This window comes from Streptomyces sp. NPDC090994 (genome assembly GCF_044768905.1).
Taxonomy (GTDB): Bacteria; Actinomycetota; Actinomycetes; order Streptomycetales; family Streptomycetaceae; genus Streptomyces.
The window spans coordinates 213,420-227,941 of record NZ_JBIVWS010000011.1 but is presented as its reverse complement, the minus strand read 5'-3'; the positions used below and the strand labels follow the sequence as shown (position 1 = coordinate 227,941).

At 72.3% G+C, this 14,522-nt stretch carries 12 protein-coding genes; 7 read left to right on the top strand and 5 right to left on the bottom strand.

Going from position 1 to position 14,522, the window contains the following annotated elements:
* Positions 1–72: 72 nt before the first annotated feature.
* Positions 73–2,505, bottom strand: a complete 2,433-nt coding sequence (locus ACIQR3_RS23485; RefSeq protein WP_403541967.1) for a PA14 domain-containing protein — start codon at positions 2,503–2,505, stop codon at positions 73–75.
* Positions 2,506–2,800: 295 nt separating this feature from the next.
* Between ACIQR3_RS23485 and ACIQR3_RS23480 the strand changes: the two genes are divergently transcribed.
* Positions 2,801–3,904 (top strand): sugar ABC transporter substrate-binding protein, encoded by a 1,104-nt coding sequence (locus tag ACIQR3_RS23480; RefSeq protein WP_403541964.1) that lies wholly within the window; start codon positions 2,801–2,803, stop codon positions 3,902–3,904.
* An 80-nt stretch (positions 3,905–3,984) separates the two neighbouring features.
* Complete coding sequence (locus tag ACIQR3_RS23475; RefSeq protein WP_403541963.1) at positions 3,985–4,992, top strand: LuxR C-terminal-related transcriptional regulator; 1,008 nt, start codon at positions 3,985–3,987, stop codon at positions 4,990–4,992.
* Between the two features lie 64 nt (positions 4,993–5,056).
* Here the strand turns inward: ACIQR3_RS23475 and ACIQR3_RS23470 are convergent, their stop codons facing one another.
* Both ACIQR3_RS23470 and ACIQR3_RS23465 read right to left on the bottom strand, forming a co-directional pair.
* On the bottom strand, positions 5,057–6,043 hold the full coding sequence (locus tag ACIQR3_RS23470; RefSeq protein ID WP_403541960.1) for a LuxR C-terminal-related transcriptional regulator: 987 nt from the start codon (positions 6,041–6,043) through the stop codon (positions 5,057–5,059).
* Between the two features lie 20 nt (positions 6,044–6,063).
* A complete protein-coding gene (locus ACIQR3_RS23465) occupies positions 6,064–7,050 on the bottom strand; it encodes a helix-turn-helix transcriptional regulator (protein ID WP_403541958.1) in 987 nt (328 codons plus the stop codon).
* A gap of 189 nt (positions 7,051–7,239) precedes the next feature.
* On the opposite strand from ACIQR3_RS23465, the gene ACIQR3_RS23460 reads away from it, so the two are divergent.
* Both ACIQR3_RS23460 and ACIQR3_RS23455 read left to right on the top strand, forming a co-directional pair.
* Positions 7,240–7,371 (top strand): hypothetical protein, encoded by a 132-nt coding sequence (locus ACIQR3_RS23460; RefSeq protein ID WP_403541956.1) that lies wholly within the window; start codon positions 7,240–7,242, stop codon positions 7,369–7,371.
* Positions 7,372–7,376: 5 nt separating this feature from the next.
* Positions 7,377–7,712, top strand: a complete 336-nt coding sequence (locus tag ACIQR3_RS23455; RefSeq protein WP_215173044.1) for a hypothetical protein — start codon at positions 7,377–7,379, stop codon at positions 7,710–7,712.
* A gap of 127 nt (positions 7,713–7,839) precedes the next feature.
* Here ACIQR3_RS23455 and ACIQR3_RS23450 read toward each other — a convergent pair whose 3' ends face one another.
* The gene (locus tag ACIQR3_RS23450; protein ID WP_403541954.1) at positions 7,840–8,235 is read right to left on the bottom strand and encodes a TIGR03618 family F420-dependent PPOX class oxidoreductase; all 396 of its coding nucleotides are present in this window, start codon (positions 8,233–8,235) and stop codon (positions 7,840–7,842) included.
* A 154-nt stretch (positions 8,236–8,389) separates the two neighbouring features.
* On the opposite strand from ACIQR3_RS23450, the gene clpB reads away from it, so the two are divergent.
* Complete coding sequence (clpB, locus tag ACIQR3_RS23445) at positions 8,390–10,987, top strand: ATP-dependent chaperone ClpB (protein WP_403541953.1); 2,598 nt, start codon at positions 8,390–8,392, stop codon at positions 10,985–10,987.
* Positions 10,988–11,032: 45 nt separating this feature from the next.
* On the opposite strand, the gene ACIQR3_RS23440 is transcribed toward clpB, so the two are convergent.
* Positions 11,033–11,551: a hypothetical protein gene (locus ACIQR3_RS23440; protein WP_403541951.1), complete on the bottom strand. Its 519-nt coding sequence runs from the start codon at positions 11,549–11,551 to the stop codon at positions 11,033–11,035.
* A gap of 118 nt (positions 11,552–11,669) precedes the next feature.
* Here ACIQR3_RS23440 and ACIQR3_RS23435 point away from each other — a divergent pair, with 118 nt between their 5' ends.
* The gene (locus ACIQR3_RS23435) at positions 11,670–12,200 is read left to right on the top strand and encodes a YbjN domain-containing protein (protein WP_215173038.1); all 531 of its coding nucleotides are present in this window, start codon (positions 11,670–11,672) and stop codon (positions 12,198–12,200) included.
* 204 nt (positions 12,201–12,404) lie between these two features.
* Complete coding sequence (locus ACIQR3_RS23430; RefSeq protein WP_403541948.1) at positions 12,405–14,519, top strand: acyltransferase family protein; 2,115 nt, start codon at positions 12,405–12,407, stop codon at positions 14,517–14,519.
* The last annotated feature ends 3 nt before the right edge of the window (positions 14,520–14,522 follow it).

The following is a 14,522-nucleotide window of genomic DNA, read 5'->3' as shown; positions in this document are numbered from 1 at the left end:
GGCCCCTCTCCTGTTTCCTGCCGGCGCTTTCCCGGCCGCGTTCTGTCCGCGCTTCTCCGCCCGCGCGGCCGGTCAGAGCCAGGAGTCCCAGATGCCGTACGCCTGCGACGTGGTGACGGCGTCGGCGCCGGACGCGTCGGTGCGGACGACACGGTAGTAGTAGAGGCCCAGCCGGTCCTCGTTGACCGTGGTGTCCATGAAGTAGGCGGCGTCGCCCGCCGTGCCCTGCGTCAGGACGGTGTAGGAGGCGGTGGCCGGGTCCCAGCGCTCCACGCGGTAACCGGCGAACCGAGCGCAGTCACCGAGGCCCGAGGACTCGGAACAGCCCACGTACAGCTCCGGGTACTGGTCCTCGCGGACCGAGGTGCCGGTCCAGCCGGGCGGCCGGGTGTCGGGCAGGGTGACGGTGATGTCGGCCGTGTTGTACGCGGCGGGACCGGCGTACGGGTCGATGAGCCCGGAGCCGTCCGAGGCGGCCACCCGGTAGACGTGGGCGGCGCCGTCGGGCACCGTCGGGCAGTAGATCTCGGTGGTGGTCAGGGAACTGCCGGTCCAGCAGTTCTCCTCCCAGACCGTCTCCCCGGTGTCCGGGTCGGTGACGCCCTGCCAGACGTGGTACTTCTGCACGTCGTCGTCGGCGGGCGGGGTCCAGGTCAGGTGGACGCCGAGCGGGATGGTCTCGGCGGTCAGGTTCTCCACCGGGGCCGGGCGTTCGGTGTCCGGGGTGGTGGCGGTGGCGGCCGGACCGGGCTGCGAGTCGTGTCCCTGGGGGCCGGTCGTCACCACCCGGTACTCGTAGGTGGTCTCGGACCTGCCGGAGACGTCCCAGCAGACCCCGTTGACCTGCTTGCGGCCGGCGTACGCGGGAGCGTCCGAGTCCGACCAGGTCCAGTACGTCCGCGGCGCTTCCAGCGGCAGGTCGACCGCGTTGTTCGGCTTGCACAGGTCGACGGTGGTGCTCTCGCCGGTGGCCGGGTCGGTGCGGACGAGGCGGTAGGTGAGCAGCGGGCCGTTCCCGTCGTACGCCCACGGGTCGGTGCCGCTCCACTCGACCATCACGCCCTCGCCGAACGGCACGGCGGTGGTGCGGAAGGCGGGGATGGCCTCCGGGCGGGCGGCCGTCTCCAGGGTGATCTCCGTGGGGGCGGCGGCGTTGCCCTTGGCGTCCACCGCGCGCACGGCGTAGCGGTAGGAACCGCTCACGGCGGCCAGTTGGCGCGGCACGATGTCGGTGCCGTCGGTGGTGCCCGGTACGGGCAGGGCGTCGAGCCAGCCGCCGGTCGCCGGGTCGTACTGGAGGACCTGGTAGGCGGTGGCGCCGTCGACGGGGGACCAGAGCAGGTGCGGGACGCCGGAACGGTACTCGACGCGGGCGTCGGTGACGGCGGACGGCGGGGTCCGGTCGGAGGTGGTGAAGGTGGCGGCGGCCGAATACGGCGACCAGTTGCCGGCGGCGTCGCGGGCCCGGCCGCGGTAGGTGACCTTGGCGCCGTCGGCCGGTGTGCCGGTGTCGCAGAAGGCGCCCTTGGTTCCGGTGGCGACGGTCGTCCAGGCACCGGTGGCCGCGTCCCGCCGCTGGAGCTCGTACAGGGCGATGTCGGCGGCGTTGGCCGCGGTGGTGACCAGTTCCGGGGCCGCGTAGGGCTGGTCGGCCGGGCAGGCGTCCATCTCGACGAACGGTGCGGCGGGCGGGGTCTTGTCCACCGTGGTGACGCCCTGGTCGGCCGTCCCCGGCGACTCGTTGCCCGCCTTGTCGTAGGCGCGGACCTCGTAGTAGTACGTCTCGCCGGTCTTCGGGAGGGTGGTGTCCGTGTACGACGTCGAGGTGGTCGTGGCGAGCGGCTCGGTGGCGTACGAGGTGCCCTTCAGGCGGCGGTGGACGCGGTAGCCGGCGAGGTCCATCTCCTTGTTCTTGGACCAGGTGACCTTGGTCTTGCCGGTGGCCTTGTCGTAGGTCACCTCGGGGGCGGCCGGGGTGAGGGGTTTGACCTTGTCGACGGAGGCGGAGGTCCTCGGTGTGTAGGAGAACTTGACGTTCGCCCTGCCGGTCCAGTTGACGAAGTCGACGCGGAGGGTGTGCTTGCCCTTGGGGACGGTGACGTTCACCGTCTTCTTCCGGGTCGACGACACGTTCTTCCACAGGTCGACCTTGCGGGTGCCGTCGAGGTAGACGCGGATGCCGTCCTGCGCGGAGGCGGCGAAGGAGAACGGGCCGCCGGAGCCGAAGTCGCGGGTGACGGACCAGCGGACGCCGAAGTTGTTGGCCGGCAGTCCCGTGGCCGGTGCCCCGGTGCCCCAGTTCTGGTCGATCGCGGAGTCGCAGTCGGTCTTCTTGGGGGTCCCCGAGAACGTGGTGTTCGCGAAGAACTGCCGCTTGAAGACGGGCGAGGAGCAGCTCACGGCTGCGGAGGCGGGCGCGGCGGCGACGGTGAGCAGTCCGCCCGCGGTGGCGAGCACGACGGCGGTCGAGGCGACGGCCGTGGTCGTGCGTCTGGCTGAGTTCATTCGGTCCTCTGATCGAAAAAACGGAGGCGAGGAGCAGCCTCCGTGATCACGACTCGTGACGATTGGACTTGGTTGTACGGATCTTGTGCGACCGGTTGTGATCATGCAACGGCCGTTGTGTGAAGGAAAGTTGAGGGTCCGGTCGCCTGTGCTTCAGGTCGGCTGCACAGCGTGATGTTGCGATCTCGTTAAGTGGTATCGCTTGACGGGTGGGTGGGTGTGCGCGTTGTCTTTTCAGTCACCTGGGTCGCAAAGCGGCCACCGCGTCCGGAAGGCACCAGAAGTGATCTCCTGCATGCGCCGTATCGCCATATCCGTGGCGGCGTCCACGATGACCGTTTCGCTGACGGCCTGCGGAGCGCTGAACGTGTCGGGCGGCAGTGACGACGCGAGCCCGACCAAGGGCGACGACCTCATGGTGGGGCTGCTGCTCCCGGAGCGGGACAACACCCGCTACGAGGAGTTCGACCGGCCCATCTTCACCAAGAAGGTGGACGCGCTGACCGACGGCCAGGGCATGGTCCAGTACGCCAACGCCGAGGCGAGCGCGAGCAAGCAGGCCACGCAGATGGCGAAGATGGTCGACGACGGGGTCGACGTCATCGTGCTGGACGCGGTCGACTCGCACGCCATCGCGGACAGTGTGAAGAAGGCCAAGGACGCGGGTATCCCGGTGATCGCGTACGACCGGCTGGCCGAGGGCCCGATCGACGCCTACATCTCCTTCGACAACGAGCTGGTGGGCGAGGTCCAGGGGCGCTCCCTGCTGGAGGCGCTCGGCAAGGACGCCGCCGGCGACACCATCGTCATGATGAACGGCTCCTCCACGGACCCCAACGCCCGCCAGTTCAAGGCCGGGGCCCTGACCGAACTGGCCGGGAACGTGCGGGTCGGCGCCGAGTACGACACCGTGGACTGGAAGCCGGAGAACGCCGAGCAGAACATGGCCGAGGCGATCCAGAAGCTCGGCGCGGACCGGATCGCCGGTGTCTACTCCGCCAACGACGGCATGGCGGGCGGCGTCATCGAGGCGCTCAAGGCCGCCGGTGTCACGGAGCTGCCGCCGGTCACCGGGCAGGACGCGGAACTGGAGGCGGTGCAGCGGATCGTCTCCGGGGAGCAGTACATGAGCGTCTACAAGTCCTACCCGCAGGAGGCGGAGAACGCCGCCGAGATGGCCGTGGCCCGGGTGCAGGGCAAGGACATCCAGTTCGACGCGCTCACCACGGACCGGGTGGACAGCCCCACCCACCAGGACATCCCCGCCCAGTTGGTCTCCGTCACCGCCCTGACCGAGAAGAACATCGAGGAGACCGTCGTCGCCGACGGCATCCACAAGGTCTCCGACATCTGCACCGCCGCGTACGAGGCGCGGTGCGCGGAGATCGGCCTGAAGTAGGCCCCTTGTTGCACAGCCGGTCCCGGCCCGCGCATAGTGGCGCTGCGGAGAGCGGGCGGGATGCGGGGGTGGGCTGGGCGATGGCCGGGCACGGGACGGACGGGCATCCACACGGTGCTGACCGACTGTGCGAAGCCGGGGACCGCGTGTACTCCCGGGCCGTGCGGCGGGGCCGGGTGGAGCGCCGGGAGGCCGAGGCGGCGCCCTGTCTGCTGGACCTCGCGCTGCTGCACCCCGACCCCGGCGCCATGGACTGGCTGGTGCCGACCGCCCCGCAGGAGGTCGTGACCCGGCTGCTGCGCGAGGTGTACGACGAGGTCAGCGCCGGTCAGCGGCGGGTGGGGTCGGCGGTGGCCGCCATCGAGCGGTACGCCGCGCTGGGCGGGGGAAGCGGACAGCGGCGGCCGGCGGCGGGGGCCGAGGGCACGGCGATCCGGGTGCTGGACGGGCTGGCCCGCATCCAGGCCGCGATGGACGAGGCGACCCAGGCGTGCACCACCGAGGTGCTGACCGTGCAGCCCGGCGGCATCCGGCGCGAGCACGAACTCTCCGAGGGGCTGCACCGGGCGCTGGCGCTGCGCGGGCGCGGGGTGCGGATGCGCGACCTGTACACGCACGTCGCCCGGCACGGGCAGGGACTGCTCCACTACATGGAGCTGATGGGCGACGCGGTGGAGGCGCGGACGCTGGACGAGGTGATCGACCGGCTGATCCTCTTCGACCGCACGGTGGCGTTCGTACCGGCCAACGCCGAGCGGACGATGGCACTGGAGCTGCGCCACCCGGCGCTGGTGGAGTACCTGGTCACCGTCTTCGAACGGCTGTGGCGCCTCGCGCTGCCGATCACCGCTCCGCTGCCCGACACCGGCATCGAGGGCATCTCGCACCGGGAGCGGTCCATCGCGGCGCTGCTGGCGGAGGGGCACCAGGACGCGGTGATCGCCGAGCGGCTGGGGATCAGCGTGCGCACCTGCCGGGCCCACATCGCCCGGCTGTCGGAGACGCTGGGCGCGGCGAGCCGTACGCAGCTGGGGGTGCGGATCGCCCAGGCGGGACTGGACGGGCCGCCTCGGGCCCGGGTGCCGTAGCGGGGGCGGGGCGGGGCGGGGGTGGCTCGGCTCGGGCCAGGGTGCCCGGGTCCGGGGTGGTCGGTCAGGGGGCCCGGTCGAGGATGCCCGAGCGGGCGATGAGATAGCCGAGCTGGGCGCGGCTGTCGCTGCCCAGGGTGGCGGCGAGCTTGGCGATGTGGACGCGGGCGGTGCGGACGTTCATGCCGAGGCGGTCGGCGATGACGGCGTCGGTGTGCCCCTCCACCAGCAGGGCGGCGACGGCGCGCTGGCGCGGGGTGATGCCGTCCAGGGTGGGCACCTCCTCGGCCTGCGGATACATGGGGACGGCCAGCCGCCACAGGCGGTCGAAGACGGTGACCAGGTACTCCACCAGCGCCGGGTGGCGGATCTCCAGGGCGAGGGTGCGGTCCCCGTTGGCGGGGATGTAGGCCACCGTGCGGTCCACGATGATCAGCCGTTCGGTGACCTCGTCCAGGGTGCGGGCCTGCACGTCGCCGGTGAGCCGCTCGTAACGGGCCAGGACGGTGGGCGCGTACCGCAGGGTGTGCTGGTACAGGGCGCGGATGCGGCCGCCGCGGGCGAGGAAGGCCTGGTCGCGTTCGAGGACGGGTTCGTGCACCTGGGGCGGCGGGCCGATGTGGGCGCTGTGCGGCTGGATGGTCAGCACCTCGGCGGTGGCCTCGGTCATGACCTCGGCGATGGCCCGGCTGATCCGGTCCTTGCCGCTGAGCAGCCGCAGCGCCGGGGAGTCGTCGGCCGGCGCGTCCGGGCCGCCGAGCCGCAGCAGCGGGGCGAAGGTCTCCGCGAGCCGCTCGCCGCGCCGCCGTTCACCGGCGACGCGCTCCTCGGAGGCGCGCAGCAAACGGTGCAGGGCGACGGCCGGGGCCACCGGCTCCAGCCGGTCCGGGGCCGCGACGGCGGGACACAGCAGGCCGGCGTCGAGCAGACACGGCGCCGCGTCGGCCGCCGCGGCCGGGAGCGGGCCGTCGCGCAGCGCGCGGCTGTACAGCTCCAGTCCCGCCGGGCACAGCTCCTCGCCCGCGTGGTCCTCGTGTGCCGTCGCGGTCACGCGTGACTGCCCCCTTGGCGTCAGTGGTCCTGGTTCAGTATCCCGGACTGCGCGATGAGGTAGCCGAGCTGGGCCCGGCTGCCGCTGCCGAGGGCGGCGGCCAGCTTGGCGATGTGGGCCCGGCAGGTGCGGACGTTCATGCCCAGGCGGCGGGCGATGGCCTCGTCGACGTGGCCCTCCACCAGCAGCTTGGCGATGGAGTGCTGGACCTCGGTGATGCCGTCGGGGGCGGTCTCGTAGGGGACGCCGGCGGTGAGCGGGACGGCCCGGCTCCACATGAACTCGAAGACCTTGATGAGGTAGCGGACCAGTCCCGTGTGCCGCAGTTCCAGCGCGGTCTGCCGGTCGTCGCGGATCGGCAGGAAGGCGACCGTCTCGTCGAGGATGATGAGCCGCTCCACCAGTTCGTCGATGGTGCGGTACTCGGCCTTGCCGTTGGCGAACTGCTCCACGTAGGCCAGCCGCTCGGAGTTGTAGCGGGCGGTGTGCTGGTAGAGGGTGCGGATCCGCACCCCGCGTTCGATCAGGGGCTTGTCCCGCTCCAGCGCCTCCAGCAGCCTCTTCTCCGTGCTGCGGGGGCCGCTCGGCTGGATGGTGAGCATCTCGGAGGCGCACTCGGCGGTCGCGAGGTCCAGGGCCGCGTTGATACGGTCCAGTCCCTCCAGCACGGTGATGGAGTGGCCGGAGGAGGTGTCCTGGGCGCTGAGGGTGAGGAACGGCTCGAAGGCCTCGGTGAGGGCGATCGACGCGCGCCGGTGCTCGGAGATCTCGCGTTCGATGGGGGTCAGCCGCTGGGCCAGGGCGACCGACGGGGGCACGGGGCGCAGCCAGTCGGGATCGTCCGGGTCCGGGTGGAGAAGGGCGAACTCCGTCAGGCAGGGCGCGGGCTCCGCGTCCGCCCGCAGGATGCGTCCGCTGCGCAGGGCATTCGCGTACAAACGGCTCCCTGCCTCGCACAGCTCCGTGACCGCATGGGGATGCGTCGGCCTTGTACCTTTTTTACCCATAACTCCACCCCCCAGGGTCATGAACGTGCAGGAACATGATGCACCGTTTGTGTGGCCACGACGTACCTGAATGAGCCATCGTCTTATCCGACGGGGGAGTGAGGGGACCTTCAAGTGAGGACGAAGCCAACTATGCGTAAGAGAATGCTTCGCTCGGTGCTTGTTGCCGCCTTCTCCGCCGTTGCGGCCTTGGGAACAGTGGCCGGCCTCTACGGCGTGCAGGGCGACACGCACGAGACGGGCGGCGGACGGACCGTTGTCGCCGTGGCCGTCGGCGACGAGGTGCCGTCGTACCTCCCGGCGGACAGCAAGTGGGACTGATACGCATGTCCACCCCACCCGACGACCGCTCCTTCCGGCGCGAGATGGCGACCGCCTACCGCTCCGGCTGGCACTTCATCGACCTGGTCACCGCCATCCCCCACAGCGGTGACTCCCTGATGGTGACCGTGTTCGGCGAACCGGTCGTCGTCACCCGGGACGATGACGACGACGTCCGGGCGTACCGGTGTCTGCGGCGGCCCCGGGGGGCGCCGCAGCCCGTGCGGTGTGCCATCCGGTACGGAATGATCTTTGTGAACCTGGACCAACGAGACCATCGGCTGGTGGAACCGGAATCCCCCACCTCACGGACCATCTCAGCCACCCCCCGCAGTGCCTGACGCGATTCCCCCGTCGTAAAAGATCGCTCAGGCGCTTCCCCCCGCAGCGGCGTCACCGTGACCTGAACACGGTGACGCCGCTGCAGTTTTTCGTGTTTTACGGGTACGTGTCCCGGGCCGCCCGGCCTCACCCGTTCCCCAGCGCGCGCTCCACCGCGATCTCGATCACCACCCGGGTCGGATTCGGCCGGGGCGGCCGGTACCGCTCCGTGTAGCGCCGCTCGGCCTCGGCGACCGCCTCCGGGCCGGTCCGTACGAAGGCCCGCCCCTCCAGCGTGGACCAGCGCCGGCCGTCCACCTGGCACACCGCGGCGCGGGCGCCCTCCGCCCCCGCGGCCAGCACGTACCGCGCCTTCGCGCTCGCCCGGTCCGTGATCACCCGCACCACGCGCGCCCGCGGGTCGTAGGTCGCGCCGACCGGGACGACGTGCGGGGAGCCGTCCGGGCGGAGCGTGGTCAGGGTGCACAGGTGGCGTTCCCGCCAGAAATCGAGGTCGATGGGGAAGTCCACGGAGAGGTCCATGGACGGGAACCTATCCGGGCTGCCGGGCACTCGTTCCCCGTGGTGCTCCCGCCCGCGACTTGAGTGGAATAGACTCAACTTTGTGTACGTTGCTTGAGTCAGCACCACCGCCGTCGACAAGGCTTGAGACTGGCACCAGGAGGAGAACCCGAACGTGGACGCCGAGCTGACCAACCGGAGCCGGGACGCGATCAACGCGGCCAGCAACCGGGCCGTGACCGAGGGACACCCGGACCTCACCCCCGCCCACCTGCTCCTCGCCCTGCTCCAGGGCCAGGAGAACGAGAACATCACCGACCTGCTGGCGGCCGTCGAGGCCGACCAGGCCGCCGTCCGCACCGGCGCCGAGCGGGTGCTCGCCGGGCTGCCCAGCGTGACCGGGTCCACGGTCGCCCCGCCCCAGCCCAGCCGTGAGATGCTCGCGGTCGTCGCCGACGCCCAGACACGGGCCAAGGACCTCGGCGACGAGTACCTCTCCACCGAACACCTCCTGATCGGCATCGCCGCCAAGGGCGGGGCGGCCGGTGAGGTGCTCCAGGGGCAGGGGGCCACCGCCAAGAAGCTGCAGGAGGCCTTCCAGAAGGCGAGGGGAGGGCGCCGGGTGACCACCGCGGACCCGGAGGGCCAGTACAAGGCGCTGGAGAAGTTCGGCACGGACTTCACGGCCGCCGCACGGGACGGCAAGCTGGACCCGGTCATCGGCCGGGACACCGAGATCCGGCGGGTGGTGCAGGTGCTGTCCCGCCGTACGAAGAACAACCCGGTGCTGATCGGTGAGCCGGGCGTCGGCAAGACCGCCGTCGTGGAGGGGCTCGCCCAGCGGATCGTGAAGGGGGACGTGCCCGAGTCGCTGAAGAACAAGCGGCTGGTCGCGCTCGACCTCGGCGCGATGGTGGCGGGCGCCAAGTACCGCGGCGAGTTCGAGGAGCGGCTCAAGACCGTCCTGGCCGAGATCAAGGACTCCGACGGCCAGATCATCACCTTCATCGACGAGCTGCACACGGTCGTCGGCGCGGGCGCCGGCGGCGACTCCGCGATGGACGCGGGCAACATGCTCAAGCCGATGCTGGCCCGCGGCGAACTGCGCATGGTCGGCGCCACCACGCTCGACGAGTACCGCGAGCGCATCGAGAAGGACCCCGCGCTGGAGCGCCGCTTCCAGCAGGTCCTGGTGGCGGAACCGTCCGTCGAGGACTCCATCGCGATCCTGCGCGGACTCAAGGGCCGCTACGAGGCCCACCACAAGGTCCAGATCGCCGACAGCGCGCTGGTGGCCGCGGCCACCCTCTCCGACCGGTACATCACCTCCCGCTTCCTGCCCGACAAGGCCATCGACCTGGTCGACGAGGCGGCCTCCCGCCTCCGCATGGAGATCGACTCGTCCCCCGTGGAGATCGACGAACTCCAGCGCGCCGTCGACCGGTTGAAGATGGAGGAGCTGGCGATCGGCAAGGAGACCGACGCCGCCTCCCTCCAGCGGCTGGAGAAGCTCCGCCGCGACCTCGCCGACAAGGAGGAGGAGCTGCGCGGCCTCAACGCCCGCTGGGAGAAGGAGAAGCAGTCCCTCAACCGGGTCGGTGAGCTGAAGGAGAAGCTCGACGAACTGCGCGGGCAGGCCGAACGGGCCCAGCGCGACGGCGACTTCGACACCGCGTCCAAGCTGCTGTACGGCGAGATCCCCAACGTGGAACGGGACCTGGAGGCCGCCTCCGAGGCCGAGGAAGAGGTCGCGCAGGACACCATGGTCAAGGAGGAGGTCGGCGCCGACGACATCGCCGACGTCGTCGCCGCCTGGACCGGCATCCCCGCCGGGCGCCTGCTGGAGGGCGAGACGCAGAAGCTGCTGCGCATGGAGGACGAGCTGGGCAAGCGGCTCATCGGCCAGACGGAGGCGGTCCGCGCGGTCTCGGACGCGGTACGGCGCTCCCGGGCCGGCATCGCCGACCCCGACCGCCCCACCGGCTCCTTCCTCTTCCTCGGCCCGACCGGCGTCGGCAAGACCGAGCTGGCCAAGGCGCTCGCGGACTTCCTCTTCGACGACGAGCGGGCGATGGTCCGCATCGACATGTCGGAGTACAGCGAGAAGCACAGCGTGGCCCGCCTGGTCGGCGCGCCCCCCGGCTACGTCGGCTACGAGGAGGGCGGCCAGCTCACCGAGGCGGTCCGCCGCCGCCCGTACAGCGTGGTCCTGCTGGACGAGGTGGAGAAGGCCCACCCCGAGGTCTTCGACATCCTGCTCCAGGTACTGGACGACGGACGGCTGACCGACGGCCAGGGCCGGACCGTCGACTTCCGCAACACCATCCTGGTGCTCACCTCCAACCTGGGCAGCCAGTTCCTGGTCGACCCGGTCACCACCGAGGCGGAGAAGAAGGAACAGGTCCTGGAGGTCGTCCGGGCCTCCTTCAAGCCGGAGTTCCTCAACCGCCTCGACGACCTGGTCGTCTTCTCGGCGCTCACCAAGGCCGAGCTGAGCCGCATCGCCCGCCTCCAGATCGACGCGCTGTCGCGGCGCCTGGCCGAGCGGCGGCTCACCCTGGAGATCACCGAAGAGGCCCTGGAGTGGCTCGCGGACGAGGGCAACGACCCGGCCTACGGCGCGCGCCCGCTGCGGCGCCTGGTCCAGACGGCCATCGGCGACCGGCTGGCCCGGGAGATCCTGTCCGGGGAGATCAAGGACGGGGACGCGGTACGGGTGGACCGGTTCGGCGACGACCTGATCGTGGGACCGGCGTCGGGCAAGACGCTCTGACGGACGGCGCCGGGCAGGGCCCTCCCCGCACCGCGGGGAGGGCCCTCACACCGTGAACGCCGAGAAGCGCACCAGCGCGGTACCGGTGCCGTCCTCGGCCACCACGCCGATCTGCACGGCGTCGGCCTCCACACCGTCCGGCAGCCCCTGCCCGGGGCCCAGATCCAGACACAGATCCGCCTCCCGCTCCGTGCCCTGGTCCGCGGCGTAGGCCGGGCAGGACTCCGTCCCGGGCGCCGGAGCGGCCGGGTAGGTGTGCGCGAGCCAGCCGCGCACGTCCGCACGCGGCATCCGGAACTCGGCCCGGTAGGCCAGGTCCAGCCCGACGAACTCCTCGCAGGCCCCGACGGTCCGGGCGCCGGACGGCAGCGCCGCCCCGCCGAAGGCCAGGGCCCGGGCGCAGCCGGTCTCCCGCACCGCGCCCCGGTCCTGCCGGTCGTCGCCGTCGGACAGGACGAACCACAGGAAGCCGACGAGGAACGGCAGCAGGGCCAGCGCGGGCACCGCGGCGATCGCCGCGACCAGCCACCACCGGGTCCGCCCCGCCGTCGTCCCCGTCCCCACCGCGCCTCCCCGACCGGCCGGATCATGTCAGCCCTAGGCTGACAGGCCCCGCGGAGGGTTGCCACCCCCCTCCCCGCATGGGAGAGGATGGCGGAATCCGTACGAAGGGAAAATCACGGTGAGCATCGACCCGTCCTCGATTCCGAACTTCGGGGGCAAGCCCGAGCCGCAGCCCCAGGGCCCGGCGGGCCCCGTGGTCCCGGATCAGGACCTCGTGAAGCAGCTTCTCGACCAGATGGAGCTGAAGTACGTCGTCGACGACGAGGGTGACCTCGCGGCGCCGTGGGAGCAGTTCCGCACGTACTTCATGTTCCGCGGCGAGGGCGACCAGCAGGTCTTCTCGGTGCGGACGTTCTACGACCGGCCGCACGACATCGAGACCAAGGCGCAGCTGCTGGAGTCCGCCGACGACTGGAACCGGCGCACCCTGTGGCCCAAGGTGTACTCCCACACCCACGACGACGGCACGGTCCGCCTGATCGGCGAGGCCCAGATGCTGATCGGCACGGGCGTGAGCCTGGAGCACTTCGTCTCCTCCACGGTCAGCTGGGTGCGCGCCGCCATCGAGTTCGACCGGTGGCTGGTGGAGCAGCTCGGCCTGGAGCAGGAGGTCGACGGGGCGGAGAAGCCCGAGGACGACGACGAGTAGACCTGTCGCACGGGCGGGAGCCCGGTCCGGGGCGTGTCCCCGGGCCGGGCTCCCGTGCGTCGGGCCGGGCTCCCGTGCGTCGGGCCGCCGGTCGCCGCCGCTGTTCCCGATGTTGAGGCGGCGTTCACCCGGAGCGCCCCCGGACGGCCGGACAGTACAGGGGGAGAACCCTGTCCGCCCCGTCCGTGAGGAGCCGTCCCCGCGATGACCTGCGCCGCCCCCGCCGAGGTCCGTACCGCCCCGACGGGCGGCACCGCCGCGCCACCGCGGCGGCACCCCGCCCCACGCCCGGACATCCAGGGACTGCGCGCGGTGGCCGTCGGGCTCGTGGTGCTCTCCCACGCAGGGGTGGCGGGGGTCGCGGGCGGATACGTCGGTGTCGACGTCTTCTTCGTGATCTCCGGGTTCCTCATCACGTCCCTGCTGCTGCGCGAGCTGACCGCCACCGGCCGTGTCTCGCTGCGCGCCTTCTACGCCCGCCGGGCCCTGCGGCTGCTGCCCGCGTCGGCCCTGGTGATCGTCACCACCCTGGCCGGCGCGTGGCTGTTCCTGTCGCCGGCGCGGTTCGCCGAGTACGCGGGCGACGCCCTCGGCAGCGCGCTGTACACGGTCAACTTCCGGCTGGCGGCGGCCGGCACCGACTACCTCGCGCAGACCGCACCGCCCTCGCCGTTCCAGCACTTCTGGTCGCTGGCGGTGGAGGAGCAGTTCTACCTGGTGTGGCCGCTGCTCCTGCTGCTCGGCACGCGCCTGGTGCGCGGCCGGCGCCGGCTGCTCGCGGCCGGGCTCGGGGTGCTGTGCCTGGGGTCGTTCGCGTTCGGCGTGCGGATGACGGACCTCTCGGCGCCCTGGGCGTACTTCTCCTCCCTCACCCGGGCCTGGGAACTGGGCGCCGGCGCCCTGCTCGCGCTGTGCGCGGCCCGGCTGCGGAAGCTGCCCGGCGCCGTCGCGGGCCCGCTGAGCTGGCTCGGCCTGGCCTGCATAGCCCTGGCGGCGGTGGTGTACGACGACGGGACGCCGTTCCCGGGACCGTACGCCCTGCTGCCGGTGCTGGGCGCGGTGCTGGTGCTGGCCGGCGGCTGCGCGCCCGCCCCGCACGGCGCGGGCCGGCTGCTCGGGCGGCGGCCCCTGGTCATGCTCGGCGGGCTCTCCTACGGCTGGTACCTGTGGCACTGGCCGCTGCTGGTCATCGCCCCGGCGGCGCTGGGCCGCACGGACGGCACCGCCGGGGTGCCCCTCGCGCTCGGGCTGTGCGCGGCGGCGCTGGGGCCGGCCTGGCTGACGCTGCGCCTGGTGGAGGACCCGGTGCGCTTCCACCGGGCGCTGGCGGGACGCTCCGGGCGCGGCCTGGCGCTCGGCGCCGCACTGTCGGCGGGGACCGCGGCGCTGGTGCTGACGGCGGCGGCCGTCCCGCCGGCCATCGAGACCGGCCCGCCCGCGCCCCCGCTCGCGCGGGAACTGGCCGCCGCCGCGGACCCCGGGGCCCGGCTGACCGGCCTGCTGACGGCGTCCCCCGGCGTCCTGCCGGGCAACCTCTCCCCGGCGCTGCCCGAGGTGAAGACCAACCGCTCCGCGGTCTACCGGGACGGCTGCCACATCGACCACGGCACCACCCGGGCCACGCCCTGCTTCTACGGCGACCGCACCGCCTCCCGCACGGTCGTGCTCTTCGGCGACTCCCACGCGGCGCAGTGGTTCCCGGCCCTCGACCGGCTCGCGACCGCGCGCGGGTGGCGGCTGGTCTCGCTGACCAAGGCGTCCTGCAAGGCCGCCGAGGTGACCATCGTGCGCCGCGGTGAGCCGTACACCGCCTGCGACACCTGGCGGGCCGACGCCGTCGCGCGGATCGGTGCCCTCCGCCCGGACCTGGTCGTCGTCTCCTCCTCGGACGCGGGCGACCCCGTCCGGCCCGCGGCCGACCTGGCGGGGCAGTGGACCACCGGCCACGCGGACACCTTCCGGCGGCTCGGTGCCTCCGGCGCCCGCGTCGTCGCGCTGCTGGACACGCCGTGGCCGCAGGGCGACCCGGTCGACTGCGCCGCCGCCAACTCCGGGCAGCTGCACGCCTGCGCCGCCCGGCTGCCGGACGCCGTCCGCGACCCCGTCCGGCACACCGCCGTCCGCGCCGCCGCCGACGCGACCGGCGTCCCGGTCGTCGACCCCGCCCCCTGGCTCTGCGCCGCCCGCACCGGCGTCTGCCCCGTGATCGTCGCCGACACCTCCGTCTACCGGGACGACAGCCACCTCTCCGAGGCGTACGCGGAGGCGCTGACACCGGTGCTGGGGGGTGCGCTGGACCGGCTCCTGGACCGGCTCTGAACG

What these genes read in the sequence shown, in the direction of transcription:
- ACIQR3_RS23485 (WP_403541967.1), bottom strand. Translation starts at nt 2,505, where the DNA reads ATGAACTCAGCCAGACGCACGACCACGGCCGTCGCCTCGACCGCCGTC.
- ACIQR3_RS23480 (WP_403541964.1), top strand. Translation starts at nt 2,801, where the DNA reads ATGCGCCGTATCGCCATATCCGTGGCGGCGTCCACGATGACCGTTTCG.
- ACIQR3_RS23475 (WP_403541963.1), top strand. Translation starts at nt 3,985, where the DNA reads ATGGCCGGGCACGGGACGGACGGGCATCCACACGGTGCTGACCGACTG.
- ACIQR3_RS23465 (WP_403541958.1), bottom strand. Translation starts at nt 7,050, where the DNA reads ATGGGTAAAAAAGGTACAAGGCCGACGCATCCCCATGCGGTCACGGAG.
- ACIQR3_RS23455 (WP_215173044.1), top strand. Translation starts at nt 7,377, where the DNA reads ATGTCCACCCCACCCGACGACCGCTCCTTCCGGCGCGAGATGGCGACC.
- ACIQR3_RS23450 (WP_403541954.1), bottom strand. Translation starts at nt 8,235, where the DNA reads ATGGACCTCTCCGTGGACTTCCCCATCGACCTCGATTTCTGGCGGGAA.
- ACIQR3_RS23430 (WP_403541948.1), top strand. Translation starts at nt 12,405, where the DNA reads ATGACCTGCGCCGCCCCCGCCGAGGTCCGTACCGCCCCGACGGGCGGC.